The organism is Curtobacterium sp. PhB170, from assembly GCF_003752345.1.
In the GTDB taxonomy this organism is placed as follows: Bacteria; Actinomycetota; Actinomycetes; order Actinomycetales; family Microbacteriaceae; genus Curtobacterium.
Genome location: NZ_RJUM01000008.1, coordinates 700,138 through 726,746 on the forward strand (window position 1 = coordinate 700,138; position 26,609 = coordinate 726,746).

The 26,609-nt window shown below is 72.1% G+C and carries 17 protein-coding genes and 1 tRNA gene; 13 read left to right on the plus strand and 5 right to left on the minus strand.

Annotated features, from left to right (window positions below; genetic code table 11):
- Positions 1-82: 82 nt before the first annotated feature.
- A complete protein-coding gene (locus EDF40_RS03830; RefSeq protein ID WP_185002724.1) occupies positions 83-3,238 on the plus strand; it encodes a UrvD/REP family ATP-dependent DNA helicase in 3,156 nt (1,051 codons plus the stop codon).
- On the plus strand, positions 3,235-6,492 hold the full coding sequence (locus tag EDF40_RS03835; protein ID WP_260213505.1) for an ATP-dependent DNA helicase: 3,258 nt from the start codon (positions 3,235-3,237) through the stop codon (positions 6,490-6,492). Before EDF40_RS03830 ends, EDF40_RS03835 begins: the two co-directional genes overlap by 4 nt.
- Before the next feature lie 217 nt (positions 6,493-6,709).
- Here the strand turns inward: EDF40_RS03835 and EDF40_RS03840 are convergent, their stop codons facing one another.
- A complete protein-coding gene (locus tag EDF40_RS03840) occupies positions 6,710-7,708 on the minus strand; it encodes a phosphotransferase (RefSeq protein WP_123294087.1) in 999 nt (332 codons plus the stop codon).
- Between the two features lie 142 nt (positions 7,709-7,850).
- Here EDF40_RS03840 and nudC point away from each other — a divergent pair, with 142 nt between their 5' ends.
- Together nudC and EDF40_RS03850 are read left to right on the plus strand one after the other, a co-directional pair.
- A complete protein-coding gene (nudC, locus tag EDF40_RS03845) occupies positions 7,851-8,786 on the plus strand; it encodes an NAD(+) diphosphatase (protein ID WP_123340722.1) in 936 nt (311 codons plus the stop codon).
- Positions 8,783-10,606, plus strand: coding sequence for an ATP-dependent helicase (locus tag EDF40_RS03850; RefSeq protein WP_260213506.1), 1,824 nt, complete (start codon positions 8,783-8,785; stop codon positions 10,604-10,606). The genes nudC and EDF40_RS03850 overlap by 4 nt, the downstream gene beginning before the upstream one ends.
- On the opposite strand, the gene EDF40_RS18800 is transcribed toward EDF40_RS03850, so the two are convergent.
- Both EDF40_RS18800 and EDF40_RS03860 read right to left on the minus strand, forming a co-directional pair.
- The gene (locus EDF40_RS18800; RefSeq protein ID WP_123674718.1) at positions 10,497-11,354 is read right to left on the minus strand and encodes a hypothetical protein; all 858 of its coding nucleotides are present in this window, start codon (positions 11,352-11,354) and stop codon (positions 10,497-10,499) included. The two genes, EDF40_RS03850 and EDF40_RS18800, sit on opposite strands and share 110 nt — an antisense overlap.
- A gap of 75 nt (positions 11,355-11,429) precedes the next feature.
- The gene (locus tag EDF40_RS03860) at positions 11,430-12,911 is read right to left on the minus strand and encodes a zinc-dependent metalloprotease (protein ID WP_260213507.1); all 1,482 of its coding nucleotides are present in this window, start codon (positions 12,909-12,911) and stop codon (positions 11,430-11,432) included.
- A 152-nt stretch (positions 12,912-13,063) separates the two neighbouring features.
- Between EDF40_RS03860 and EDF40_RS03865 the strand changes: the two genes are divergently transcribed.
- The 4 genes from EDF40_RS03865 (at position 13,064) to EDF40_RS03880 (ending at position 18,453) form a co-directional block, all read left to right on the plus strand.
- Complete coding sequence (locus EDF40_RS03865) at positions 13,064-14,173, plus strand: PDZ domain-containing protein (protein ID WP_260213508.1); 1,110 nt, start codon at positions 13,064-13,066, stop codon at positions 14,171-14,173.
- Between the two features lie 165 nt (positions 14,174-14,338).
- Positions 14,339-17,305, plus strand: coding sequence for a UPF0182 family protein (locus EDF40_RS03870; RefSeq protein ID WP_185002726.1), 2,967 nt, complete (start codon positions 14,339-14,341; stop codon positions 17,303-17,305).
- A 63-nt stretch (positions 17,306-17,368) separates the two neighbouring features.
- Positions 17,369-17,445, plus strand: a tRNA-Met gene (locus tag EDF40_RS03875).
- Positions 17,446-17,568: 123 nt separating this feature from the next.
- The gene (locus EDF40_RS03880) at positions 17,569-18,453 is read left to right on the plus strand and encodes a carbon-nitrogen hydrolase family protein (RefSeq protein WP_123340725.1); all 885 of its coding nucleotides are present in this window, start codon (positions 17,569-17,571) and stop codon (positions 18,451-18,453) included.
- A gap of 54 nt (positions 18,454-18,507) precedes the next feature.
- Here EDF40_RS03880 and EDF40_RS03885 read toward each other — a convergent pair whose 3' ends face one another.
- Positions 18,508-19,710, minus strand: a complete 1,203-nt coding sequence (locus EDF40_RS03885; RefSeq protein WP_123340726.1) for an aminotransferase class I/II-fold pyridoxal phosphate-dependent enzyme — start codon at positions 19,708-19,710, stop codon at positions 18,508-18,510.
- Positions 19,711-19,901: 191 nt separating this feature from the next.
- Here EDF40_RS03885 and EDF40_RS03890 point away from each other — a divergent pair, with 191 nt between their 5' ends.
- From EDF40_RS03890 to EDF40_RS03910, 5 genes are all read left to right on the plus strand, one after another.
- Complete coding sequence (locus EDF40_RS03890; RefSeq protein ID WP_260213509.1) at positions 19,902-21,971, plus strand: S1C family serine protease; 2,070 nt, start codon at positions 19,902-19,904, stop codon at positions 21,969-21,971.
- 183 nt (positions 21,972-22,154) lie between these two features.
- The gene (locus EDF40_RS03895; RefSeq protein ID WP_123340727.1) at positions 22,155-23,198 is read left to right on the plus strand and encodes a glycosyltransferase family 2 protein; all 1,044 of its coding nucleotides are present in this window, start codon (positions 22,155-22,157) and stop codon (positions 23,196-23,198) included.
- A 4-nt stretch (positions 23,199-23,202) separates the two neighbouring features.
- Positions 23,203-24,024 carry a CDP-alcohol phosphatidyltransferase family protein gene (locus tag EDF40_RS03900; RefSeq protein WP_123340728.1) on the plus strand — a complete coding sequence of 274 codons (822 nt, stop codon included), beginning with the start codon at positions 23,203-23,205 and terminating at the stop codon, positions 24,022-24,024.
- 56 nt (positions 24,025-24,080) lie between these two features.
- Positions 24,081-24,989, plus strand: coding sequence for a glycosyltransferase family 2 protein (locus EDF40_RS03905; RefSeq protein ID WP_123340797.1), 909 nt, complete (start codon positions 24,081-24,083; stop codon positions 24,987-24,989).
- A 42-nt stretch (positions 24,990-25,031) separates the two neighbouring features.
- Positions 25,032-26,264, plus strand: coding sequence for a hypothetical protein (locus EDF40_RS03910; protein WP_123340729.1), 1,233 nt, complete (start codon positions 25,032-25,034; stop codon positions 26,262-26,264).
- A 17-nt stretch (positions 26,265-26,281) separates the two neighbouring features.
- Here the strand turns inward: EDF40_RS03910 and EDF40_RS03915 are convergent, their stop codons facing one another.
- Complete coding sequence (locus EDF40_RS03915) at positions 26,282-26,584, minus strand: hypothetical protein (protein WP_111085009.1); 303 nt, start codon at positions 26,582-26,584, stop codon at positions 26,282-26,284.
- Between the last annotated feature and the right edge of the window lie 25 nt (positions 26,585-26,609).

The following is a 26,609-nucleotide window of genomic DNA, read 5'->3' on the forward strand; positions in this document are numbered from 1 at the left end:
CGCGGGCGCACTCGGCGGCCCGGGTACGCGCCGCGCCCGCGTCGGGCCGGGTGGTGTCGGCGGTCGTGGGTACCGTACGAGCGTGCCGCAGACCACGCTGACGCCAGCCCCCGCAGACGTCGGCGTCGCACGCGCCCTGGTCGACGACCCGTCCCAGGCCGCCGTGCTCGCGCTGCCCGACGGCCGACACGCGGCGGTCATCGGCGCTCCCGGCACGGGCAAGACGACCACGCTCGCCCGGCTCGTCGCCGACCGGTTGCGCGGACCGCACGCGATCAGCCCCGACGGGCACGCCACCGTGCTCGCGCTGACCTCGTCGCGGACCGCTGCCACCGCCCTGCGTGACCGCCTCGCCGCCGTCGTCGACCGCGTGGTGCCCGGAGCGCTCGCCCGGACCGTGAACTCGTTGGCCTTCCAGATCGTCGCGCGCGCCGCCGCGGTCCAGGGGCAGGAAGCGCCCACGCTGCTGACCGGTGGCGAGCAGGACCGCATCATCGCCGACCTGCTCGCCGGTCACGAGCTCGACGGCACCGGTCCGGACTGGCCCGAACCCATCACCGCGGTGGTGCGCGAGCGCGCCGGGTTCCGGACCGCGCTGCGCGACGTCATGATGCGTGCGGTCGCGGCGGGCGTCGAGCCCGAGGACATGCGCGAGCTCGGCGACGAGAGCGGTCGACCCGAGTGGCGGGCCGTCGGTGACTTCGTCGACGAGTACCGGGCCTCGGTCACCGCGTTCCGTGCGACCAGCCTCGACTCCGGTGAGCTCGTCGCGTTCGCCACCGCCGCCGTGCTGCGGGGGGAGCTGCCCGCGAGCGTCGCCGCCCTCGGACTCATCGTGGTCGACGACACCCAGGAACTCGTCGAGGGCGAGGTGGCACTGCTCGGTGCGCTCGCCCGGTCCGGTGTGCAGGTCGTCGCGTTCGGCGACCCGGACATCGCCGCCTCGGCGTTCCGCGGGGCCGAACCGGACGTGCTCGGGCGCCTGGCCGTGCGGCTCGGCGTGGACCGGGTCGACGAACTCTTCCTCGGCACCGTGCACCGGTACCCCGCGCCGATCCGGTCGTTGGTCTCCGGGATCACGGGGCGCATCGGCACGGCGGCGGCCGGTCGGCAGCGCGCGGCGGCGGCGAGTGACGAGGACGCCCGAGCCGACGCCGTCGTGCACCTCGAGGCGGCGAGCCGGTCGGCGCTGCTGGTGGCCGTCGCCCGACGGCTCCGGGAGCACCGCCTGCTCGACGGTGTGCCGTGGCACCGGATGGCCGTCGTCACCCGCAGCGGCGCCGCGATCCCCGAGCTCGTGCGTGCGCTCTCGGTGGCCGAGGTCCCCGCGACCGCCGGTGCCGCGCCCGTCCGCCCCCGTGACGACTCGGCGGCGCGGGCGCTGCTCGACGCCGCGGCGGTCGCCCTCGGGGTCCTGCCCCTCGACGCCGCCCTGGCCACGGCGTTCGCCACCGGGCCGCTCGGCGGACTCGACACCCTGGCGATGCGCCGGCTGCGGCTCGCCCTGCGGCGCGAAGAGCTCGCCGGCGACGGCACCCGCACGGCCGACGAACTCCTGATCGACGCGCTCGGTGCCCCGGAGCGTCTGGCCACGGTCGACGCCGGCTTCGCCAGACGTGCGACCCGACTCGCACGCAGTCTGGTGCAGGCACACGCCGACGCCGTGGCCGGATCGAGCATCGAGGAGATCCTCTGGGGCCTGTGGGAACGCAGCGGCCTCGCGAAGTCGTGGGGCGGGCAGTCCGCAGCCGGCGGGGTCGGAGCGGGCGAGGCGGACCGGCACCTCGACGCCGTCGTGGGCCTGTTCACCGCCGCCAAGCGGTTCGTCGAACGCACCCCGGACGCCCCGGCCCGGGTGTTCGTCGACGACCTGCTCGGCGCCGACCTGCCCGAGGACTCCATCGGCCCCGACCGCACCGCCGGCCGGGTCCGGGTGCTCACCCCCTCGGCGACCATCGGACTCGAGTGCGACGTCGTCGTGGTGCTCGGACTGCAGGACGGCGTGTGGCCGAACACCCGGGTGCGTGGCAGTCTGCTCGACCCGGACGGCCTGGTCCGTGCGGCGTCGGGGGCCGAGCGTTCGCCGATCGACGACCGCGCCGCGGTGGTCGCCGACGAACTCCGCTTGTTCGCCCGCGCCGTCTCCCGAGCGACCACGCAGGTCGTGATCGGCACCGTCGCCAACGACGACGAGTCCCCGTCGCCCTTCGTCCGCCTGGTGCCGGTGCCGCCGGACCGGCAGCCGACCGTGCACCCGCTGTCCCTGCGCGGACTGGCCGGGTCCCTGCGACGTCGGGTCGTCCTGTCCGGCGACCACGAGGCCGCCTCGGCGTTGGCCCGGTTGGCCGAGGCCGAGGTCCCCGGGGCCGCACCGGACGACTGGTACGGCCTCGCCGAGCCCACCACCGACGAGCCGCTGGTCGACCTCGACGCCGACCCTGTGCCCGAGGTCGAGGGCGGCGAACCCGTCGCACCGACCGTGTCCGTCTCACCGTCGCGCATCGGCACGTTCGAGGAGTGCCCGGTGCACTGGTTCGTGCAGACCTTCGGGGGCGGTGCGCCGAGTCCGGCGATGGGGATCGGCACGATCGTGCACGAGGCGATGGAGCACGCGACCGAGATCGACGTCGAGTCGCTGTGGGAGCGGGTCGAGGCCCGGTGGGACGAACTGACCTTCGAGTCGCCGTGGGTGGCCGATCGGGAACGCGCGCGCACCCGCCGCATGATCGAGGGGCTCAGCGACTACTTGCGAACCTTCGCGGGCGCCGGCCGCCGGTTGCTCGGCGCCGAGACCTCGTTCGCCCTGGTCACCGGCCCCGCCCGGATGCGCGGCAGCATCGACCGCATCGAGGTCGACCCCGAGGGCCGCGTCAGCGTCGTGGACCTCAAGACCGGACGCTCGATGCCGAGCGAGAAGAACGACATGCCGGAGCACCCGCAGCTCGGCGCGTACCAGCTGGCGATCGAGGACGGCGCGGTCGAGGGCGTTCCGGCCGGCTCGCCCATGACGGACGCCCGACTCGTGTTCGTGCAGAACCCCCGCGGCGGGCAGGCCTACTCGGAGCGCACCCAGCACGCGTTCGACGCCGAGGCGCGCGACGCGTACCGGGAGCGCCTGCACGGGGTCGCGCGCGGCATGGCCGGACGGACCTTCCTGGCGAACGTGGACGACCACTGCGAGAAGGCCCGGACCGGCGTCGAGTGCCGCATCCACGTGGTCTCGGAGGTGACCTGGTGACCGACACGACCGACACGACCGACGCGACCGACGCGACGGACGTCCTCGTTGCGCCTGTGGTCCAGCACGGCGCCGACGCCATCGCCGACGCCCTCGGCCGCCCGCGCCCGACCGCTCAGCAGCGCGCCGTCATCGAGTCCCCGCTCACCCCCGCCCTGGTCGTCGCCGGAGCCGGCAGCGGCAAGACCGAGACGATGGCGTCGCGCGTGGTCTGGCTGCTGGCGAACGGAATGGTCCGCGCTGACGAGGTCCTCGGTCTGACCTTCACCCGCAAGGCCGCAGGCGAGCTCTCGGTGCGCATCAACGACCGCATCCGTGCGCTCGAGGACGTCGGTCTGATCACCCCGGGCGACGCCTTCGAAGCGCCCACGGTGTCGACCTACAACGCGTTCGCGAACGCCGTCTTCCGCGAGAACGCCCTGCTCGTCGGCCGCGACGGCGAGTCCCAGGTCCTGACCGAACCGTCCGCCTGGCAGCTGGCCCGCCGCGTCGTGGTGGCCGCGCGTGACGACCGTCTGGCCGGACTCGACCGCGACGTCGACACCCTCACGGCGGCCGTCGTGGCGCTCGCCGGGGCCACGTCCGAGCACCTCGTCGAACCCGAGGACCTCCGCCGGTTCGCCGTCGAGTTCTCCGACCTGCTCGAACTGCCCGGCAACCGTGGCAAGCCGTACAAGGCGATCACCGACGCCGTCGCGGCGATCGGTGCGCTGGAGCCCCTGGCCGACCTGGTCGCGGAGTTCCGGCGGCAGAAGGTCGACCGCGGCTTCGTCGAGTTCTCCGACCAGATCGCCCTGGCGCTGGCCGCGGCCGAGTCCGCGCCGCGGGTGGTCACGGACCTGCGGCAGCGGTTCGGCGTCGTGCTGCTCGACGAGTACCAGGACACCTCGGTGGTGCAGACCCGGTTCCTCGCCCGGCTGTTCCGCGGGCACTCGGTGATGGCCGTGGGCGACCCGCACCAGTCGATCTACGGGTTCCGCGGTGCGAGCGCCGCGAACCTCGCACGCTTCCCGCACGACTTCGGCGGCACCGAGCCGGATGCGGTCCGGCCGGTGACGTTCGCGCTGTCGACGAGCTGGCGGAACCCGGTCGACGTCCTCGCGGGGGCGAACGCGATCGTGGCGCCGCTGTCCGAGGCGTCCGAGGTCGACGTCGAGCGCCTGTCACCGCGACCCGGTGCGGACGCCGGGACGGTCCGGGCGGTGTTCCCGGAGACCCTGCCGGAAGAGGCCGACGAGGTCGCCGCGTGGTTCCAGGGCCACCGGAAGCGGAACCCGACCGGGTCGATGGCCCTGCTGCTCCGTGCCCGCAAGGACCTGGCGTCGTTCACCGCGGCGCTCGGAGCGCGCGCGGTGCCCTTCCACGTGCTCGGCACCGGCGGCCTGCTCCAGCGCCCCGAGATCGTGGACCTGGTCGCGTGCCTGCGGGTGCTGCACGACCCGGCTGCCGGCAACGACCTCATCCGGTTGCTCGCGGGTGCCCGGTGGCGGGTGGGCGCCGCGGACGTCGTCGCCCTGCACCACCTCGCGCGGTGGCTGTTCCAGCGCGACCACACCCAGCAGCGGCTCGACGACGAGCTGACGGCGGCGTTCCGCGCCTCGGTGGCCGCGGGGGAGCACGGTTCGATCGTCGACGCCCTGGACTTCGTGGCGACCGCACCGGACGAGCACGGGGCGCTCGACGGCATCACGCCCGCCGGCCGCAGCCGGATGCGGGCGCTCGGCACGCAGCTCGCGATGCTGCGGTCGCGGGCCGGCAGCGACCTGGTCGACTTCGTGACGCTCGTGGTGCAGGAGATGCGGCTCGACATCGAGGTCGCGGCGCACGAGCAGGGCAGCGGGGCGTACCTCGATGCCTTCATCGACGAGCTCGCCGGGTTCGTGTCCACCGACGACCGTGCCGACCTCGGCTCCTTCCTGGGGTGGATCGACGCCGCCGCCCGCCGTGACGACATGGGCCCGCGCTCCGAGGAACCCGAAGCCGGCACGGTCCAGATCCTGACGATCCACGGTTCGAAGGGCCTCGAGTGGGACGCGGTCGCGGTGCCGCGCATGGTCGAGGGTGGCCTGCCCGCGCGGCCGCAGGAGGGTTCGTCCGGGTGGCTCGGCTTCGGCCGTCTGCCGTACGAGTTCCGGGGGGACGGCGCCGAGCTGCCGAGCCTGGCGTGGCGCGGGCAGGAGACCCAGAAGGACGTCACGACCGCGATCGACGCCTTCAAGGAGCAGGTGAAGGCCCGCAACGAGGACGAGGAACGCCGACTCACGTACGTCGCGCTGACCCGTGCCCGCCACGACCTGCTCGTGTCCGGTTCGTTCTGGGCCGGCGGCGTGCGCCCCACCGAGCCGAGCCGGTACCTGCACGACCTGGTCGACGCCGGGGTCGTCGACGGCACCGCGGTCCCGGAGACCACCGTGTACGACGAGAACCCCCTCGGCGAGGACGGCGCGCAGCAGCTCTGGCCGCACGTGCCGTTCGGGCAGCGTGCGCCCCGGGTGCTGGCGGCGGCCGAGCGGGTGCGGAACGCCAACCCCGGTGCCTCCGGCCGGTACGCGGCCGACATCGACCTGCTGCTCGCCGAACGACGCGCGACCCGGAACGCGAAGCACGCGGTCGTGGTCCCGCACCGCGTGCCGGCCTCCGGCTTCAAGGACTACCTGACCGAGCCGGACACGGTGGCCGAACGCCTGCGGCGGCCGATGCCGGAGCGTCCGTACCGAGCGACCCGGCTCGGCACGCTCTTCCACCAGTGGGTGGAGCAGCGTGCCCGGACGGGCGGGTCGCTCGAGACCCTCGACGTGTGGGGCGACGAGCTCGACCTCGACGCCGATGACCTGGTCGACGCCTCGCCGGACGCCGTGGTCACGGACGACGACGCCCGACGACTGGCCGACTTCCAGGCCACCTTCGCCCGCTCACGGTGGGCCGGCCGCACGCCGGTCGAGGTCGAGCGGGAGATCCACATCCCGTTCCTCGGGCACAGCGTCGTCTGCAAGCTCGACGCCGTCTACGAGATCGACGGGCGTGCCGAGGTCGTCGACTGGAAGACGGGCAAGGCACCGTCCGGTGCCGACGACCTGGCCCGACGGACGCTGCAGCTCGCCCTGTACCGGGTGGCCTACGCCGAGTTCACCGGTCGACCGCTCGACCAGGTCGACGCCGTCTTCTACTTCGTCGCGGACGACCTCGAGGTGCGCCCGACCGAGCTGCTGGACCGTGCCGGACTCGAGCGCGCCTGGACGGCCGCGATCGGCTGACGGGCACTCGGGCCACCGCGCTGCCGGGTCGCCGGGTCCCGGCTGATCGACGACGTGACCGCCCGGCAGACGTGACCGCTCGGCGGAGCGCCCCGCGCCCGTCCGGCAACGCACTGGAGGCCCGGTGCCGGCCCGCCGGACCGGCACCGGGCCTCCAGGCGGTCGCGGACACCGCGTCCCGTGCGACCGTCGTCGGCCGCCCGGCCGACGCGTGGGGTCAGCCGTGTCGGCGTTCGGTCGACGACAGCAGCTGCTCGACCTCGCCGATCTCCATCGTCTCGGGGGACACCGACTGCAGCGGCTCCGCGCTCGGCGCGTGCACCGCGTCGACCAGCCGGTGCATCATGGCGACCGCGTCATCGACGACCTCGGTGCTCTTCGCCTGGACGCCGTGCAGCAGCCAGTGCGCCGTCTCGAGTTCGTGGTGCACGCGGGCGCGCTGCGCGAGCTGGCGGTCCCGTCCGCCCCCGTTCGCCTCGTAGGCGCTCAGGACGGTGTCGAAGGCGTCGCGTCGGCCGGCGAGCACCCAGGCGAGGTCCTTCGCCGGGTCGCCGAGTCGGAGCTCGCCCCAGTCGAGGATCCCGCTGACGGCGTCGCCGTCGACGAGCAGCACGCCGGTGCCGATCGATCCGTGCACGACGGTCGGGGTGAACTGCCACAGCTGCTGGTCGCGCGCGGCACCCTCCCACCGTTCGACCAGGGCGGCGGGCACGAGCTTGGTGGCAACGGCGCGGTCCATCACGGACACGGCGGAGCGCAGCACCTCGAACGGGGTGAGCGACGGCAGGCCGGCGTCCGAGACGAAGCTCGTCGGCAGCTGGTGGATCGCGGCGAGGGCGCGGCCGACGCTCGTGGCGAGCTCGGGGCGCTCGGCGAACGACGCGAGCGTCGGGTGCGCGCCCGGCAGCCGGGTGGTGACGATGGCGCGGGTCGATCCGATCGGCGCCTGACCGCGGTACTCGGCCACACCGAACGGGAGGCGCGTGCGGATCCCGGCGCTCAGCGCACGGATCGCGACGAGGTCGGCCGACTGCCGGGCTTCCGCCCGCTGGTTCCGGGGTCGTCGGATGACCGTCAGGGCGCCGTCGGCGTCGCGGAGGAGAGCCGACTCGTAGTCGCCGGCCGCGGCCGAGCCGAGCGTGCGCGTGCCCGTGACGACGAGACCGGGCACGGCCGTCGTCGCCAACGCGGCTAGAGTGAACTGGGATCCCGCCATGCCCCTCAGGGTAGGTGCGTGACGCCTGCACCGGTGCACGCCACGCTGTTCCCGAAGCCTTCCCAGTACGCCTTGCCGCACGCCCCGCCCGCACGCCCCGCCCGCAGGCCTCGCCTGCACCTGAACCGAGGAGCCCTCTGCCGTGACCGTCGAGTTCGCCTCCCGGCTCCCGCTGTCCCGCAACGAACTCGACCGCGACGCCGAGTTCCGCACGACGCCGGACCTCGACCGGGTCCTGCGCGAGGACTCCGCGACCCGGTACCTGCCGGTGCACGGCTCGGAGATGCTCCGGAACGCTGACGGCACCCTGCGCTTCGTGACCGCGGCCGACGTCCCCGACGGCACCGTGACGCTGTACCTCGGCCGCGCCGTGTCCGACGCTGCCGACGCCCCCGCCGGCACCCGCTTCGTCGCGGCACTCGTCGACGACGCCACCGCGTCGGCCATCGAACCGTCCGACGACGCGTGGGAGAGCCTGCGCATGTTCGGCACCGAGCTGTCCCCGCGCGACCAGGGCCTGGCGGTCGAGGCCGTGGCGATGGCGAACTGGCACGCCGTCCACGGCTTCTCGCCCCGCACCGGGTCCGCGACCGACGTCGTCACCGGCGGGTGGGTGCGCCGCGACCCTGAAGGACACGAGCACTTCCCGCGCACCGACGCCGCGATCATCGTCGGTGTCGTCGACGCCGACGACCGCATCCTGCTCGGCTCGAACGCCGCGTGGGACGCCAACCGCTACTCGCTGCTCGCCGGGTTCGTCGAACCGGGGGAGTCGCTCGAGGACGCCGTCCGCCGCGAGGTCTTCGAGGAGTCCGGCGTGCACGTCGAGGAGCCCGAGTACCTCGGCTCGCAGCCGTGGCCGTTCCCCGCGTCGCTGATGGTCGGCTTCCGTGCCCGCGCGGTGGACGGCGACCCGTCCACTGCCCGGCCCGACGGCGTCGAGATCCTCGACGTGCGCTGGTTCTCGCGCGAGGACATCCGGGAGCGTGCGGGGGAGACCCTGCTGCTGCCCGGTCGGACCTCGATCGCCCGCGCCATCATCGAGGAGTGGTACGGCGGGCCGCTGGACCTGCCGTGAGCAGCGCTGGTCGTGGGCCGGTGCCAGCTGGCGCCGGGTCGGCCGGGTCGGCCGGTTCGACCGGTTCGACCGGGTCGGCCGGTTCGGCCGGTTCGGCCGAGGTCCGTCCGCCGTCGCCCGATGAACTCCTCGCCGCTCTCGACACCGAGCAACGAACCGTCGCCCGGACCCTGCTCGGCCCCGTCGCGGTCCTGGCGGGCGCCGGCACCGGCAAGACCCGTGCGATCACCCACCGCATCGCCTACGGGGTCGCGACCGGCACCTACGCGCCGAACCACGTCCTCGCGCTGACGTTCACCACCCGCGCCGCCGGGGAACTGCGGTCGCGGCTCCGCTCGCTCGGCGCCGGCACGGTGCAGGCTCGGACCTTCCACGCCGCGGCGATGGCGCAGCTCAGCTACTTCTGGCCGGACACCGTCGGCGGGCACGCACCGAAGATCGTCGAGTCCAAGGGCCGGATGATCGCGCACGCCGCGGACACCGTCGGGATGTCGGTCGACACCCCGGTGCTGCGCGACCTGGCCGCCGAGGTCGAGTGGCGCAAGGTGCAGATGCTCTCGCTCGAGGAGTACGAGGCCGCTGCCGCCGGGCGCGTGATGCCGCGCGACACCTCACCGCGCCGGGTGATCGACCTGATGAAGGCCTACGAGCGCCTGAAGGACGACCGCCGACAGCTCGACTTCGAGGACGTCCTGCTCGCCACGCTCGGCATGGTCGAGTCGGAGCCGCGGGTGGCGTCCTACGTGCGGCAGCAGTACCGGTTCTTCGTCGTCGACGAGTACCAGGACGTCTCGCCCGTGCAGCACGACCTGCTGCGGGCCTGGCTCGGCGGCCGCGACGACCTGTGCGTCGTCGGCGACGCCAGCCAGACGATCTACTCGTTCGCCGGTGCGTCGAGCGACTACCTGCTCGGCTTCGGCTCGGAGTTCCCCCGCGGATCGGTCGTGCGACTCGAGCGGAACTACCGCTCCACCCGCGAGGTCGTGCACGCCGCCAACTCCCTGATGCGCGGGCAACCGGGCGCGCTCGACCTGGTCGCCCAGACGGACGAGTCCGGTCCCGACCCCGTCGTGGTGCCGTGCGTGCACGACGGCGACGAGGCGCAGACCATCGCCCGACGGATCGCGGAACTCGTCGCCGGCGGAGCGTCGTACGGCGACTGCGCGGTGCTGTTCCGCGTCGGCGCCCAGTCCGCGGCCCTCGAGTCCGCGCTCGGCCGCAACGGCATCCCCTACCGGGTGCAGGGCGGCACACGCTTCTTCAACCGGCCCGAGGTCAAGCTCGCGGTGCACCACATGCGCGGCGAGGCGATCCGGCAGACCGACGACGAACTGACCCGCCGTGTCCGCCTCGTGCTGCAGGTCAGTGGGTGGACGTCGACCGCCCCCGAGGGCACCGGCGCCGTCCGCGAGCAGTGGGAAGCGCTGCAGGCGATCATGGGCCTGGCCGAGGACGCCCCCGCCGGGACGACCATGCAGCAGTTCACACAGGACCTGGTGGACCGTGCCGCGACCCACCACGAGCCCGAGGTCGACGCCGTCACCCTGGCGACCCTGCACTCGTCCAAGGGCCTCGAGTGGCCGAACGTGGTCATCGCCGGTGCCGCCGAGGGCCTCTTGCCGATCTCGCACGCCACCACCGACACCGAGGTGGACGAGGAACGGCGCCTGTTCTACGTCGGCCTGACCCGTGCCCGGCGGACCGTGACGATCACGTGGTCGAGACAGGGTTCCACGCGTGGGGGAGCCCGTGCTCCGAGTCGGTTCCTGGCAGCGCTCGGCACGCGCACCGCGGATGGAACGGCACCGACCAGCGGCTGACGGCCAGGTCGTCGCGGTCGAACACCACCTGGTCCGGGTCGGCACGTTGCGACCGGAGCGGCAGGCGCTGCACGAGCAGCCGGGTGGTGGCCGCGGCCACCGCGGCGGACCGCCACGGTGACAGTGGCGCCGGTGGTCGTCCCCACAGCTGCGACGCGATCGCGGGCCACGCCGGGTCGTCGTCCACGCGTGTGAGCTCCGCGCACTGGAGGCACGGGCCGGCCCCCGGGACCACGAACGGCCCGAGGCGGATGCGTCCGTCGCCCACCACGACCGCCAGGTGCGGCACGCCCCTGCGGGTCCAGGCGGCGCGGAGCGCCGGGTCGACGACGTGGTCGGCGACCACCACGGCGATCCGGGGTTCGTGCTCCGGCAGGTCGACGGGGCCGCCCCGCGGGGACGAGGTCCGAGCGACGGTCACGCCCTCGCCGGACAGGTGCGCCGCGATCGTGTCCGCCAACCCGCCGGCCCCGTGCACCTCGACCCGTTCGAGCGGTTCAGGCAGGACGTCGATCACCGCGGGGGACGCCGCCCCGAGCACGCGCGCGGCGACGTCCGGTGGGCAGCCCGAGCTGACGGCGAGGCCGCTCAGCGCCTCGCGCCCCGTCTCACGCCGCAGGGCACTGAGGAACCGTTCCTCGCCCGTGGTCGGGACGTCGACGACGGCACGAGGCGGATCGACCCCGAGCTGCACCGTCGTCGGGTCGCGCCAGACGAACTCGAGTGTCGGATCGATGCGGATGCCCATGACCCCACGGTGCCCGAGTCGGGGGCACGCGTGGGGCCGGGTGGCGGATCTGTGGAGAACTCGGCGGGGCCGGACTCAGCGGGGCTGGTCGCCGGGGCGGTCCTCGTCGGTGCCTGTTCCGTCGGAGCCGCTCTCGCCGGTGCCCGTTCCGTCGGGGCCGCTCTCGCCGGTGCCCGTTCCGTCGGTGCCCGGGGCGCCGTCGTCGATCCGGCCGGACTCGTCCTCGTGCGGACGGGCGCCGGTGGCGTCGTTGAGCAGGTCCTCGAGCGCCTTGTCGAACGCGTCGTCCTCCTCCGTCTGCGCGGGGTTCCGGAGTCGGGCGACCAGGGCGTCCGGCGCGTCGACGTCGTCGGACGTGGGGACCAGGTCGAAGTGCGACCAGAGCGCGTCACGCTGCTCGGCACCGAGCTCGTCCGTCACCCGCTGCCACATCGCGGCGGCCTCGCGCAGACGGCGGGGTCGCAGTTCGAGGCCGACGAGCGTCGCGAACGCGGACTCGGCGGGTCCTCCGGCTGCCCGGCGACGGCGGACCATCTCGGCGATGGCACCGCTCTTCGGCAGCCGGACGGTTGCGGCGGCGGTCACCGTGTCGACCCAGCCCTCGACGAGCGCGAGCATGGTCTCGAGACGTGCCAGCGCAGCGTCCTGCTCGGGCGTGCGCGGCGGGATGAGCGCACCCGAGGCGAGCGCGTCCCGCAGCTGCTCCTGGTTGGTCGGGTCGATGTCCGCAGCGAGCTCCTCGACGCGGTCGAAGGGGATGTGGATGCCCCGCGCGTAGTCCGTGATCGACGAGATGATGTGCAGTCGCAGCCACCGGGCCGAGCGGAAGAGCCGTGCGTGGGCGAGTTCGCGGACCGCCAGGTAGATGCGGACCTCGTCCTCGGAGACGTCGAGCCCCTCGGCGAACTCGGCCACGTTCTGCGGCAGGAGTGCGGCCACCTGCTCGTCCAGCAGCGGGACACCGACGTCGCCGCCGGACACGACCTCCTTCGACAGCTGGCCGACCACCTGGCCGAGCTGGATGGCGAAGAGGGCCCCGCCGACGCCGCGCATCGCCTTCGAGACGTCGCCGAGCATCGCCTTGAGTTCTTCGGGAGCACGCTGGTCGATGGCCTCGGTCAGCGCATCGGCGATGCTGAACGCGACGGGCTCGGCGATCTGGGTCCACACCGGCACCGTCGCCTTCGCCCACTGCTCGCGCGTGTACAGGCTCGGCGTGGCGGTGAGCTCGGCCACGGTGGTGACCTCGTCCAGCCACAGCGCGGCGACCTGGAACGCCTGGTCGGCCGCCTGCGAGGCCACCGGGTCGACGGCGTGCCCACCCTCGCGGGCGATCGCGGTGGCGCGCTCGGCGGTCGCGGAGAAGTCGATGCCGTCGCCGCCGGACTGCGCGGCCCGCTGCAGCTGGCTCATCAGGTTCGCGACGAAGGCCGGGTCGTTCGGCAGGCCGGCTGCACCGGCGAGCTGCGACGGGTCGATCTGGCCCTCGCCCGAGAGCAGCTTGCGCAGCATCTCCTGGAAGTCGTCGTCCGGCCCCGGCTGTGGTTCATCAGGCATGCCGACTACGCTAATCGCTGCTCACGGGGCCGCACCTGGGATGCCCCCGTGGGAACGCCCGAACCGCTGCGCCGAGGGCGAACAGTCCCGCCACACGGCGCGGACGACCGCCCCGCCGTCAGGCCCGGCGACCGCCCCTGGAAGGACCCCGCGTGACCCTCTTCACCCCCGCGCCCCGTCGTCGCTCGCGTGCCAGGACCGTCGGGTGGGCGTTCGTGATCGGCGCCGTCGTGCTGGGGATCCTGGCGAGCGTGTTGCCGAGCCCGTACCTGATCGAGGTCCCCGGACCGGTCTACAACACCATCGGGACGCAGAAGCAGGGCACGGGCAAGGACGCGAAGGACGTCAAGCTGATCCAGGTCTCCGGACACGAGACCTACCCCACCGCCGGGGCGCTCGACATGCTGACGGTCGGCATCCAGGGCGACGCGACGAACCGTCCGTCGTGGACCAGCGTCGTCCGGGCGATCTTCACGAAGTCCGAGGCCGTGATCCCGGTCGAGGCGATCTACCCGACCGGCACCACCACCGAGCAGGTCAACCAGCAGGACTCCGCCGACATGCAGGCGTCGCAGCAGTCCGCCGTGGCCGCAGCACTCATCCAGCAGGGCAACGACCTGCCGACGGAGCTCGAGGTCGGCACCGTGCAGAAGGGTTCGGCTGCTGACGGCCCGATCGAGAAGGGCGACGTCATCACGGCCTTCGACGGCACCTCGCTCACGACGAACGCCGACGCCACCTCGCTGCGGGAGCTCGTCGCGAAGCACGGCACCTCGACCCCGGCCACCGTCACCATCGAGCGCGACGGTGCGACGAAGGACGTCCGGGTGACCCCGCGCGACGAGCAGGGCACCGCGCTCCTGGGCGTCGGCGTCACGGAGAAGTACGACTTCCCGTTCGACGTCTCGATCAAGCTGCAGGACGTCGGCGGCCCCTCGGCCGGCATGATGTTCGCGCTCGGGATCATCGACGAGATCACACCAGGCAAGCTGAACGGTGGCAAGCACGTCGCGGGCACGGGCACGATCACCGCCGACGGCGAGGTCGGAGCCATCGGCGGCATCCGGCAGAAGCTCTACGGGGCGCGGGAAGCGGGAGCGACGGTGTTCCTCGCCCCGGCAGACAACTGCGGCGAGGTCGTCGGGCACGTGCCGGACGGGCTCGACGTCTACAAGGTGTCGACGCTCGACCAGGCCGTCACCGACCTGCAGACCATCGCCGACGGGAAGAGCACCGCGAAGCTCGCCCGCTGCGGTTCCTGACCGGGTTCCTGAGTCCTCGCACAGTTTCACAGTCCGCCCGGTCCAATAGGATCAGTGCACTGACGGCCCGCCGCGAGCCGGGCCCGCCGGTCCGACACGTCTGGAGCACATCAAGTGACGACAACCTCGTCCACCTCGGGGCGGCGTTCGCCGCGGGTCCCGATCGTGGTCACGATCATCGTGCTGGCCGCACTGGTGATCGGCTTCTTCATCTTCGCCAGCCTGTACACCGACTACGCGTGGTTCGCGCAGCTCGGGTTCCAGCAGGTCCTCACGACGCGGTGGATCGCGGGGACCCTGATGTTCCTCGCGGGCTTCCTGGGAATGGCGATCCCGGTCTTCCTGAGCATCGGACTGGCCTTCCGGTACCGCCCGGTCTACGCGAAGCTCAACTCGCAGCTGGACCGGTACCAGCAGGTCATCGAACCACTGCGCCGCGCCGTCATGATCGGCATCCCGGTGGTGCTCGGCATCTTCGCCGGGCTGTCGACCTCGGGGCGCTGGAGCATGGTGCTCGAGTACTTCAACCGGACCCCGTTCGGCAAGACGGACCCGCAGTTCGGCCTGGACATCGGCTTCTACGTCTTCGAGCTGCCGTTCTGGCGCTCGATCGTGGCGTACTCGTCGGCCGTGGTGCTGATCGCGGGGCTCGCCGCCCTCGCTGCCTGCTACCTGTACGGCGCGCTGCGCTTCGGGGGACGTGAAGTCCGGATCTCCCGAGCAGCGCGCATCCAGCTCGCCGTCACTGCCGCGCTCTACATCGCGCTGCAGGCCGTGAGCCTGTGGCTCGACCAGTACGCGGCGCTCACCAAGTCGAACTCGCTCATCACCGGTGCCCAGTACACCGAGGTCAACGCGGTCATCCCGGGTCGCGAGATCATGGCGGGCATCGCGGCGATCGTCGCGATCCTGTTCATCGTCACCGCGGTGATCGGCCGCTGGCGCATCTCGATCGTCGGCACCGGCCTGCTGCTCGTCGCCGCGATCGTCATCGGTGGCATCTACCCCTGGATCGTCCAGCGCCTGCAGGTCAAGCCCTCGGAGCGTACGTACGAGTCCGCGTACATCGAGCGGAACATCAAGGCCACGCGTGACGCCTACGGTGTCTCCGACGTCAAGGAACAGAACTACGACGCCACGACCGAGGCCAGCTCCGGCGCCCTCGCGCAGGACGCCCAGACGACGGCGAACATCCGCCTCATCGACCCGAAGATCGTCTCCGACACCTTCAGCCAGCTCCAGCAGTACCGGCAGTACTACCAGTTCCCGGACGAGCTCGACGTCGACCGGTACGACGTCAAGGGCGAGACCGAGGACACCGTCATCGCGGTGCGCGACATCGACCTCGACGGCTTGAGCTCGGCTGCGAACACCCAGTACAACCGGGCGTTCGTGTACACCCACGGCTACGGCGTGACCGCGGCCTTCGGCAACCAGCGCGCGAGCGACGGCAAGCCGGTCTTCCTCGAGTCGGGCATCCCCTCGAACGGTGCGCTGGGTGACTTCCAGCAGCGCGTGTACTTCGGCGAGACCTCGCCGGCGTACTCGATCGTCGGCGCGCCGAAGGGGTCGAAGGACGTCGAGCTCGACTACCCGTCCGGCTCCGACGACGACAACGGCGGCAACGCCACCACGACGTACTCCGGCGACGGCGGACCGAGTGTGGGCAACTTCTTCAACCGACTCGTCTACGCGGCGAAGTTCCAGTCGGAGCAGGTCCTGCTGTCGGACGCGGTCAACAAGGACTCGCAGATCCTCTACGACCGCGACCCGATCACGCGCGTTCAGAAGGTCGCTCCGTACCTGACGGTCGACAGCGACGCCTACCCGGCGATCGTCGACCACCGCATCCAGTGGGTCGTCGACGGCTACACGACGAGCGACGCCTACCCGTACTCGCAGAGCCAGAGCCTGTCGGACAGCATCGCCGGTTCGGAGTCCTCGGCGTACCGCACCGACCAGGTCAACTACATCCGCAACTCGGTGAAGGCCACGGTCGACGCCTACACGGGCAAGGTGACCCTCTACGCGTGGGACACCAAGGACCCGGTGCTGAAGACGTGGGAGAAGATCTTCCCGACGTCGGTGAAGTCGGTGTCGAGCATGAGCGCCGAGCTGCTGGACCACGTCCGGTACCCGACGGACCTGTTCAAGGTGCAGCGGTCGATCCTCGGCACGTACCACGTGACGAACGCGAACTCGTTCTACTCGGGTGACGACGCGTGGAACACGCCACAGGAGCCCACAACCACTGGGTCGACCGACACGGATGCGAGCGCCGCGGACACGTCGACGACCACGAACGCCCTGGGCGCGCAGACGACGACCACCGCGAGCAAGGCGAACCTGCAGGATCCGTACTACCTGACGATGAAGGTGCCGGGGCAGGAGACCGCGTACAACCTGTACACGACCTACATCCCCCAGCAGTCCGCCGGGGCGAACAACCGCAACGTGCTGACCGGGTACCTGGCCGCCGACTCCGACGCGGGAGGTGCGGGCAAGGGCAAGAAGGCGTCGGGCTACGGCAAGCTCACCTTGTTGACGATGCCGAAGACCGACAACATCCCGGGCCCGGCGCAGGTGCAGAACCTGTTCAACTCGGACACCACGGTGTCGCAGGAGCTGAACATCCTGAAGCGCGGCAACTCGACGGTGAAGCAGGGCAACCTGCTCACCCTGCCGGTCGGCGGCGGCTTCCTGTACGTGCAGCCCGTGTACGTCCAGTCGACGTCGAGCGGTTCGTACCCGCTCCTGCAGAAGGTGCTCGTCGCGTTCGGCGACAAGATCGCGTTCGAGGACACCCTCGACGAGGCGCTCAACTCGCTGTTCGGCGGTGACTCGGGTGCTGCTGCCGGAGACTCCGATGCCAGTGGTTCGGGGAGCGACTCCGGTTCGGGCTCGTCCGACGCCGGCTCCGGCTCCGACTCGGGTTCCGGTTCGACCGGTGGCTCGACCGGCTCGGGCACCGTCGACAACGACGCGCTCCAGAAGGCGCTGTCCGACGCGAAGGCCGCACTGCAGGACCGTCAGGACGCCTACGCCGACAACGATCTGGTGGCCGCAGCCGAGGCCGACAAGCGCCTGCAGGACGCGATCGAGGCCGCGACCGCGGCCGAAGACGGCAGCTGACACGCCGTGGCGGGGCACACGATTTGTGCCCCGCCACGGCCGTGTGTAGGCTATTCAATGTGCCGCGGGGTGGAGCAGTTCGGTAGCTCGCTGGGCTCATAACCCAGAGGTCGTAGGTTCAAATCCTGCCCCCGCAACCAAGCGTCACACGAAAGCCCCGGTCCGAAAGGACCGGGGCTTTCCTCGTTTGTGGACGCATCCCTGGACTCGTGCATGCCGGAGCGCGCCCAAGGGCGTCGGATCCCGCCGAGTACGCTCGGCGGATGGGCACCCTCACGATCGCCGCCGCACAGTTCGCTCCCGTGGACGACCCGGCAGCCAACCTCGAGACCGTCCGGGCCGCGGCAGCCGACGCAGCGGCGCGGGGAGCGGCCCTGCTCGTCACGCCGGAGTACTCGTCGTACTTCACCGCCGACATCGACGACCGGTTCGTCGCCGCAGCGCAACCGCTGGACGGCCCGTTCGTTTCCGGGCTCCGCGACATCGCCCGCGACACCGGTGTCGCACTGATCGTCGGGATCGCCGAGACGACCGACGCCGAGACGACCGACGCCGAGACGACCGACGCGGCGACCCCGGCAGGCCCCACGCGCTTCCGCAACACCCTGGTGGCGGTGCTCCCCACCGGCGAGCTCGCGGCGATCTACCGGAAGGTGCACCTCTACGACGCCTTCGGCTCGCGAGAGTCCGACCGCATCGAGTCCGGCGACCCGGAGCAGCTGCCGGTCTTCGAGTTCGAAGGCCTCCGGATCGGGCTCGAGACCTGTTACGACCTGCGCTTCCCCGAGGTCACCCGGCGGCTGGCGGCACCCGAGCACGGTGCGGCCGACGTCGTCGTGCTGCCGGCCGAGTGGGTGCGCGGCCCCGGCAAGGAGCACCACTGGCGGATCCTGCTCACCGCGCGGGCGATCGAGAACACCGTGTGGGTCGTCGGTGTCGGCCAGACGCCGCCGATCGGCATCGGCGCCTCGGTGGTGCTCGACCCCTCCGGTGTCGCCGTGGCGTCAGCTGGCTCCACGCCCGGCACGCTCGTCGCGACCGTCGACACCGCCGTGACCGAGGCGGTCCGGCAGGTCAACCCGTCGCTGGCACTCCGCCGGTACGACGTCGCGATGCGCGCCCGGCCTGGAGGCGCGGCTCGCCACTGACCGGCACCTCCCGCCCGATCCGTGGTCGCGACTGCGCCGGTGGCGGGACCGGGCTCAGGACGGCGCGTGGAGGCGTGCCAGGCGGCCGGCGGCGTCCTCGAGGACGGAACGCCGCTTGCAGAACGCGAAGCGCACGAGGGACCGGTAGCCCGCGGCGTGGTCCGGCCGGACGAAGGCCGACACCGGCACGCCGACGACCCCGGCCAGGGCGGGCAGTTCGAGGCAGAAGGCCCGGGCGTCGTCGTACCCGAGCGGCGCGGTGTCGGCGATGACGAAGTACCCGCCGTCCGGGCGCATGACGTCGAAGCCCGCTGACCGGAGCCCTGAGGCGAGCAGTTCGTGCTTGGCGGCGAGTTCGGCGGCGATCCCGGCGAAGACGGCGTCGGGCAACCGCAGTCCGACGGCGACGGCCGGCTGGAACGGTGCGCCGTTGACGAAGGTCAGGTACTGCTTCACCGTCGTGATCGCGTCGACGAGCGTCGGGGGAGCGGTGAGCCAGCCGATCTTCCAGCCGGTGGTGCTGAAGGTCTTGCCCGCGCTCGAGATCGACACCGTCCGCTCGGCGGCTCCGGGCAGTGTCGCGATCGGCGTGTGCGGGACGGTGAACGTCAGGTGCTCGTAGACCTCGTCGGTGACGATGAGGGCGTCGTACCGCGTCGCGAGTTCCACGATCGTGCGCAGGACCTCGTCGGGCAGGACCCGGCCGGTCGGGTTGTGCGGCGTGTTGACGAGCACGACGCGGGTGCGGTCGGTGAACGCCGCGCGCAGGGTGTCCTCGTCCGGCAGGAAGTCCGGAGCGGTGAGGGGCACGGTGACGTGGGTGCCGCCGGCGAGCCGGACGAGTGCACCGTAGGCGTCGTAGAACGGTTCGAACGTGATGACCTCGTCGCCCGGTTCGACCAGGGCGAGGAGCGTCGCGGCGAGGGCTTCGGTGGCGCCGGCGGTGACCAGGACCTGCCGGTCGGGATCGACCTCGAGGCCGTACCACCGCTGCTGGTGTTCGGCCACGGCGGTGCGGAGGTCGGCCGTCCCGCGTCCGGGCGGGTACTGGTTGACGCCGTCCTGGACGGCGCGGACCGCGGCCTCGAGCACCTCGGCCGGGCCGTCCTGGTCGGGGAAGCCCTGCCCGAGGTTGATCGCGCCGGTGCTCGCGGCGAGGGCGCTCATCTCGGCGAAGACGGTGGGCGCGGGGACGCCGTCGGGTCCCAGGAGCATCGCTCCCTCGGCTGCTCGCAACCAGGGTCCTGCGTGCCGCATGTGGTTCCCTCCGGTGACGGCGACGACGTGTCGCGCTGAACGGACCCCAACCTAGCTGGCCGTCCGACGGTGATCCGGGGACGGACCCACAGCCCACGCATAAGATCGGCAGAGGATGCTTCCAGCGTCGCCAGAAGCACCGCTCAGGTGGTTGCGACAGACTGCACGAGCTTGAAAGGAGCACGTCCAGCATGACCGACACCACGCCCAACGGGCAGGGCGACGACCGCCGTCCGGACGATGCGGCATCGCCTGCCGCCAGTGAGGACGCCGCCGTAGCGGCCACGAAGGGGACCACGTCGATGCCGAACGACTCCGAGCAGTTCAACGACGCCGAGCAGCCCGACAACGCCGAGCGGTCCGCCGACTCCGCGCAGCACGCGGCTCCGTCCGACGACGCCACGAGCGCCGACCACACCGACGTGATCCCGTCGGCGACCGACCACCCCACGGACCGCTACACGGCGCCGTACCCGACGCTCTCGGGCGACCAGCAGCGCGATACCGGCCAGCAGCGCGATGCCGGCCAGCAGCCGGCCGGGTACGGCCAGCAGACCTCCCCGTACGGGCAGGCGTCCCAGTCCGGCCAGCAGCCCGCCGCCGACCAGACGAGCCAGTACGGGCAGGCCCAGACGAGCCAGTACGGGCAGGCCCAGCAGCCGCAGTACGGGCAGGCCCAGCAGAGCCCGTACGGCCAGCAGCCCCAGTACGGCCAGAACCAGCCGAACCAGCAGTCCCAGTACGGTCAGCAGTCGCAGTACGGCCAGCAGAGCCAGTACGGCCAGCAGAGCCAGTACGGCCAGCAGAGCCAGTACGGCCAGGCCCAGCAGCCGCAGTCCGGCCAGCAGCCGACCGCGGGCCAGCCGCGGTACGGCGAGTACGCCCAGCCAGCCTCCGCCGCTGCCCCCGCGTCCTCGTCGGAGTACGCGACGGCGTCGGCGCAGGCGCCGCAGTCCGCCACGAGCGCCTTCGGCGACGTGGACGGCGCGAACCAGCGCAACGGCCACTACTTCGCCGACGGAACGGCGGGTGCAGCGGCCACCACGACCACCACCCGCTCCGGGCGCAGCAAGCTCGTCCTGCCGATCATCGCCGGACTGGTCGTCGCGGGTCTGGTCGGCGGCGGCGCCGGGTGGCTCGCCGGGTCGTCGCAGGGCGGCACCGTCACGTCGTCGTCCGGTTCGTCGCAGGGCGGCAACCTCACGGTCAACGACTACGACTCCGCGACCGTCGTCACCGCGGTCGCTGCTCAGGCGACGCCGTCGGTCGTGACGATCAACGTCTCGTCCAGCAACGAGGCCGGCACCGGTTCGGGCGTCGTGATGAGCAAGGACGGCTACATCGTCACGAACACCCACGTGGTGACGCTCGACGGCGACAGCTCGAACGGTTCGATCACCGTGACGACCTCGAACGGCAAGATCTACGAGGGCAAGCTCATCGGCACCGACCCGACGGTGGACCTCGCGGTCATCAAGATCGACGCGACCGACCTCAAGCCGATGGAGTTCGCCGACTCCACGAAGCTCAACGTCGGTGACACCGCGGTCGCGATCGGTGCGCCCCTGGGCCTGTCGAACACGGTCACGGACGGCATCGTCTCGACCCTGAACCGCAGCATCCAGGTCACGTCGAGCGCTCCCAGCGAGGGCGGCGACTCGAACGAGGGCGGCAACGGCGGCAGCGGCCCGTTCGACTTCTGGGGCAACGGCGACAACGGCAGCAGTTCGTCCGCGAACACCACGGTCTCGCTGCCCGTCATCCAGACCGACGCATCGATCAACCCGGGCAACTCCGGTGGCGCCCTGCTCGACGCGAAGGGCAAGCTGATCGGCATCAACGTGGCCATCGCCTCGGCCGGCAGCTCGTCGTCGTCGGACTCGGCGGCCGGCAGCATCGGCGTGGGCTTCTCGATCCCGTCGAACCTGGTGAAGCGCGTCGCGAACGAGATCAAGGACAAGGGCTCGGCCACGCACGGCCTGCTCGGTGCCACCGTCGGCGACGCCTCGGAGAACGCGAGCGCGACCCAGATGGGTGCGCTCATCAAGTCGGTCTCGTCCGGCGGTGCGGCGGCGAAGGCCGGTCTGCAGAAGGGTGACGTCGTCACGAAGATCGGTTCGGCGACCGTCTCGGACGCCACCGACCTGACGGCACAGGTCCGGTACTTCGCGGGCGGCGCGTCGACGACGATCAGCTACCTCCGGAACGGGCAGTCCCGCGAGGCGGACGTGACCCTGGGCACGTACGACAGCAAGGGCTGACGCCACCACGGACAAGACGGGAGGCCCGGTGCACGACGTGCGCCGGGCCTCCCGTCCGTCTGCGGGTCGCGTCGCGGGCGCCCCGCAGGTTCCGGGTTCGGGTCTTGATAGGCTCATGGTCGCTCTGCGGGGCGGCACCGCCCCGGTGCGTCCCGTGCACCCAGCCAGCACCCCGAGGTACGCATGCAGACAGACGGACAGCCCCTGCCGGGCGTCTCGTACGTGATGCCCGTGCTCAACGAGGTCACCGAGGTCCGCGCTGCGGTCGCTAGCCTGCTCGATCAGGACTACGCCGGCGTGTTCGAGGTCATCCTCGCGCTCGGGCCGTCGATCGACGGCACGAACGAGCTCGTCGCCGAGATGAGCGCCGCCGATCCCCGCATCCGGGCGATCGACAACCCGGCCGGGTCCACGCCGGCCGGACTGAACGTCGCGATCACGGCGTCGGTGCACCCCGTCGTGGTCCGCGTCGACGCGCACTCGGTGCTGCCCCCGGACTACACGCGCATCGCCGTCCGGACCCTGCTCGAGTCGGGTGCGGACAACGTCGGTGGCATCATGCGCGCCGAGGGCCGCAGCCCGTTCGAGCGGGCCGTCGCGCTGGCGTACGGCAGCCGCGTCGGACTCGGCGGCACCCCGCACCACGTCGGTGGGACCGCCGGCCCCGCCGAGACCGCGTACCTCGGCGTCTTCCGCCGCGACCGCCTGTTCGAGGTCGGCCTGTTCGACGAGGGCATCAAGCGCGGCCAGGACTGGGAGCTCAACCGACGCCTGCGCCAGACCGGCGGCACCGTGTGGTTCACGCCCGAGCTGGTCGTCACGTACCGCCCGCGACCGAGCCTGAAACGCCTGGTCCGGCAGTTCGTCGCCACCGGATTGTGGCGGGGCGAGCTCGCCCGTCGGTTCCCCGCGAACAACGGCCTGCGGTACTTCGTGCCGCCGGCGATGGTCGCCGCCATGGCCGTCGGGATCCTCGCCGGCGTCGTCGGTGTCGTCGGCGCAGCCCTCGGCAGCCCGATCGCCTGGGCGCTCCTCGGGTTCGCCGTGCCCGCCGTGTACCTGCTCTTCGTCGTCCTCGGGTCGGTCGCCGTCGCGCGCCGGTCCGGGGTGGCGACCTTCCTCTGGTTGCTCGTGGTGCTGCCCTGCATCCACGTGGGATGGGGGCTCGGTTTCATCATCGGGTTCCTCACCCGTACCTCTGAGCTGACCACCCACACCGGACGGTGACCCCATGACCGACCACGCCACCCACGGCCGCGGATCCGCACGCCCGACGTCGATCGCCGAGCTGCGGGCCGTCGCCCAGCCGGACGAGGTCCGCGCCCGCGCCAATGCCGAGCACTGGACGGCGTCGCTGTACCTGCGCGACGTCTCGCCGTACCTGACCTGGGTGCTGCTGAAGACCCGCGTCAGCGCCAACCAGGTGACCGGCCTGATGATCCTGGTCGGGTGGAGCATCGCCGCGGCCCTGCTCATCCCCGGCATCTGGGGCGCAGCGCTCGCCCTGGTGCTCGGACAGCTGCAGATGCTCGTGGACTGCTGCGACGGCGAGGTCGCACGGTGGCGTGGCACCCGCTCGCCCGCCGGGGTGTTCCTGGACAAGGTCGGGCACTACACGACCGAGGGACTGATCCCGGTCGCGCTGGGCATCCGGGCCGCCACATGGCCGATCCACGGTGCCGACTGGATGTGGACCACGATCGGCTGCGCCCTCGGCCTGGTGATCGTGCTGAACAAGGCCCTCAACGACATGGTGCACGTCGCCCGGGCGAACGCGGGGCTCGACAAGCTCGTCGACCGACGCGACGCCTCGACCGCGCCGTCCGGCCGGAAGCTCGCCTCGCTCCGCCGCCTGGCCCGGTTCCTGCCGTTCCACCGCCTGTACCACTCGGTCGAGCTGAGCATGCTCGCGTTCCTGTTCGCGCTCATCGGACTGGCGATCGGCGACACGCTCGCCAGCCGGATCCTGGTCGGGGCGCTGCTGCCGCTGGCCGTGCTGGCGGCCGTCGGACACTTCCTGGCGATCATCGCGTCCAAGCGGGTCAAGGCGTGACCGACGACGCGGTGACCGACGACGCGGTGGCCGACGACACGGTGACCGATGGCACCGTGACCCCGAGCACCGTCCGCCGCCACGCGGTCGCGCACCCGAAGCGACCCCGAGTCGCCGTCGTGAGCCTGTCGCAGGGCACCCGGCCCGACGACCTGCGCCGTGGGCTCGACAGCGTGCTCGCGCAGCAGGGCGTCGAACTCGACGTGGTCTGCGTCGGCAACGGCTGGGAGCCGACCGGCCTGCCCGACGGAGTGCGGACGCTGGCGCTGCCGGAGAACCTCGGGATCCCGGCCGGCCGCAACGCCGGTGCCGAGGTCGTCGACGGGGACTACGTGTTCTTCCTGGACGACGACGCCTCGATCCCCTCGGTGACGTTCCTGCAGGACGCCGTCGGCCGCTTCGAACGCGACCCGTCGCTCGGCCTGGTCCAGCCCCGCGTGGTCGACCCGACCGGCGCCGCGAACCCACGGCGCTGGGTACCGCGCATCCGCAAGGGCGAGCCGGACCACTCGTCGCCGGTGTTCTCGGTGTGGGAGGGCGCCGTCGTGCTGCCGATGGACGTGTACCGGGTGGTCGGGGGCTGGGGCGCGGAGTACTTCTACGCGCACGAGGGCATCGAACTCGCGTGGCGCGTGTGGGACGCCGGTCGACGTGCCTGGTACGCCGGCGACCTGGTCGCCCACCACCCGGCCATCGACCCGGCGCGGCACACCGAGTACTACCGCCTGAACGCCCGCAACCGGGTGTGGCTGGCCCGACGGAACCTGCCGGCACCGCTCCGGCCGCTCTACGTCGGCTCGTGGGCCGCGATCCAGGTCGCGCGCTGGTGGCGACACCCGCGGCGCCTGACGACGTGGTTCGCCGGCATCCGCGAAGGACGGACCACCGACTGCGGACCGGCCCGACCGATGAGCTGGCTGACCGTCGCCCGGATGACGCTCGCTGGGCGCCCGCCCGTCGTCTGACCACCCCGAACCCCACCGCCACCGCAGAACGGGAGACAGTCCATGCCGATCACCAGTGACGTGCGGACCGCCGTGCGCCTGGCCCAGCGCCTGCTCGCCTCGCGCCGGAGCCGCCGGGCGCTCGCCCGTCGCCTGCCCTCGGTCGCGGTGCCGGCGCCCGGCACGATCGAGATCGCGGTGTACTTCGCCGACGGCCCCGTGAACATGTACCAGGTGCGCCAGTGGTACGCGCCGCTCGCTGAACTGGCGAAGACGCACCCGGTCGTGATCATCGCGCGCAGCCCGGGCACGATGACCACGCTCATCGACGAGTCGCCCGTCCCCGCCGTGTACGCCCGTCAGGTCGTCGACCTGGAGCAGTTCGTCGAGACCCAGGCGCCGAAGGTGGTGTTGTACGTCAACCAGAACGCCCGCAACTTCCAGATGATGCGGTACGGGCGCATGTGGCACGTCTTCGTCAACCACGGCGAGAGCGACAAGATGTACATGACGACGAACCAGTTCAAGGCGTACGACTACGCGTTGATCGCCGGGGACGCCGCGCGTGGGAGGCTCGCCGAGGCGCTGTGGGACTACGACCTCGACGCCAGGACCATCGCGATCGGCCGCCCACAGGCCGACCACTTCGCCGGCGCGGCACCGTACCCCGCCGACGACCGGACCGTCGTGCTGTACGCACCGACGTGGGAGGGCGACCGCGGCGCCGCTGCGTACGGCTCGATCGCGTCCCACGGCATCACCATCGCCGAGCAGGTGCTCGCGTCGCCCCGACACCGCCTGGTGTACCGACCGCACCCGCGGAGCGGTGTGCTCGACCCGGCGTACCGAACGGCACACGAGCGGATCGTCGCGGCGATCACGGCGGCGAACGCGGCCGACCCCACTGCGCACCACGTCCACGACGAGGGCGGGGAGCTCGGCTGGCAGCTGGCCGACGCCGACGTGGCGATCACCGACATCAGCGCGATGATCTACGACCGCCTGGCGGTCGGGAAGCCCCTGATCGTGACCCGCCCGGTGTCGCCGGAGGCCGACGTGGACGAACGCGGCTACCTGAGCGATGCCAACTGGCTGACCGCGGCCGACGCGCCGTCGGTGCTCGCGCGGATCGATGCCGCCGTGGGGGACGCCGCCGAGCTCGCCAAGCTGCAGCAGTGGGTGGCGCGCTACTTCGGCGACACCACGCCCGGTGCCGCGACGGCCAGGTTCCACGCCGCCGTCGAGTGGCTGCTGGAGCGCTGGCGCACCGTCGCTGCCGAGCGCGGCGAACGCTGAGCCGCGTCTGGAGCCGGTCACGGGTGCAGCCCCTGACCGACAAGTGACATCCGCCACACGTACTCGGAGCGGTCCGGACGGCGCCAGCGGACGATCACGACGCCGGTGTCCTGCGGATCCGCGCCGAACACGGCGACGGACAGACGTCGACCCGGTTCGAGCCGGTGCACCGCCAGCGGCGGGCTGTAGCCGTTGCCGAGGTGGGTGAGGGTCAGACCGTCGACCGGTTCGTCCCCGGTGTTGACGAGGTCGTACCGGCGCGGGGCCTGCGAGCGGTCGATGGTGAACGGGACGGCGTACGCGGGTGCTGGGTGGTGCATGGGGGGAACGTTAGGGGGAGGGTCC

Coding starts and splice junctions, on each gene's coding strand:
- EDF40_RS03840 (WP_123294087.1), bottom strand. CDS start 7,708: ATGGCGGGATCCCAGTTCACTCTAGCCGCGTTGGCGACGACGGCCGTG.
- EDF40_RS18800 (WP_123674718.1), bottom strand. CDS start 11,354: ATGGGCATCCGCATCGATCCGACACTCGAGTTCGTCTGGCGCGACCCG.
- EDF40_RS03860 (WP_260213507.1), bottom strand. CDS start 12,911: ATGCCTGATGAACCACAGCCGGGGCCGGACGACGACTTCCAGGAGATG.
- EDF40_RS03880 (WP_123340725.1), top strand. CDS start 17,569: ATGGGCACCCTCACGATCGCCGCCGCACAGTTCGCTCCCGTGGACGAC.
- EDF40_RS03885 (WP_123340726.1), bottom strand. CDS start 19,710: ATGCGGCACGCAGGACCCTGGTTGCGAGCAGCCGAGGGAGCGATGCTC.
- EDF40_RS03890 (WP_260213509.1), top strand. CDS start 19,902: ATGACCGACACCACGCCCAACGGGCAGGGCGACGACCGCCGTCCGGAC.
- EDF40_RS03895 (WP_123340727.1), top strand. CDS start 22,155: ATGCAGACAGACGGACAGCCCCTGCCGGGCGTCTCGTACGTGATGCCC.
- EDF40_RS03900 (WP_123340728.1), top strand. CDS start 23,203: ATGACCGACCACGCCACCCACGGCCGCGGATCCGCACGCCCGACGTCG.
- EDF40_RS03910 (WP_123340729.1), top strand. CDS start 25,032: ATGCCGATCACCAGTGACGTGCGGACCGCCGTGCGCCTGGCCCAGCGC.
- EDF40_RS03915 (WP_111085009.1), bottom strand. CDS start 26,584: ATGCACCACCCAGCACCCGCGTACGCCGTCCCGTTCACCATCGACCGC.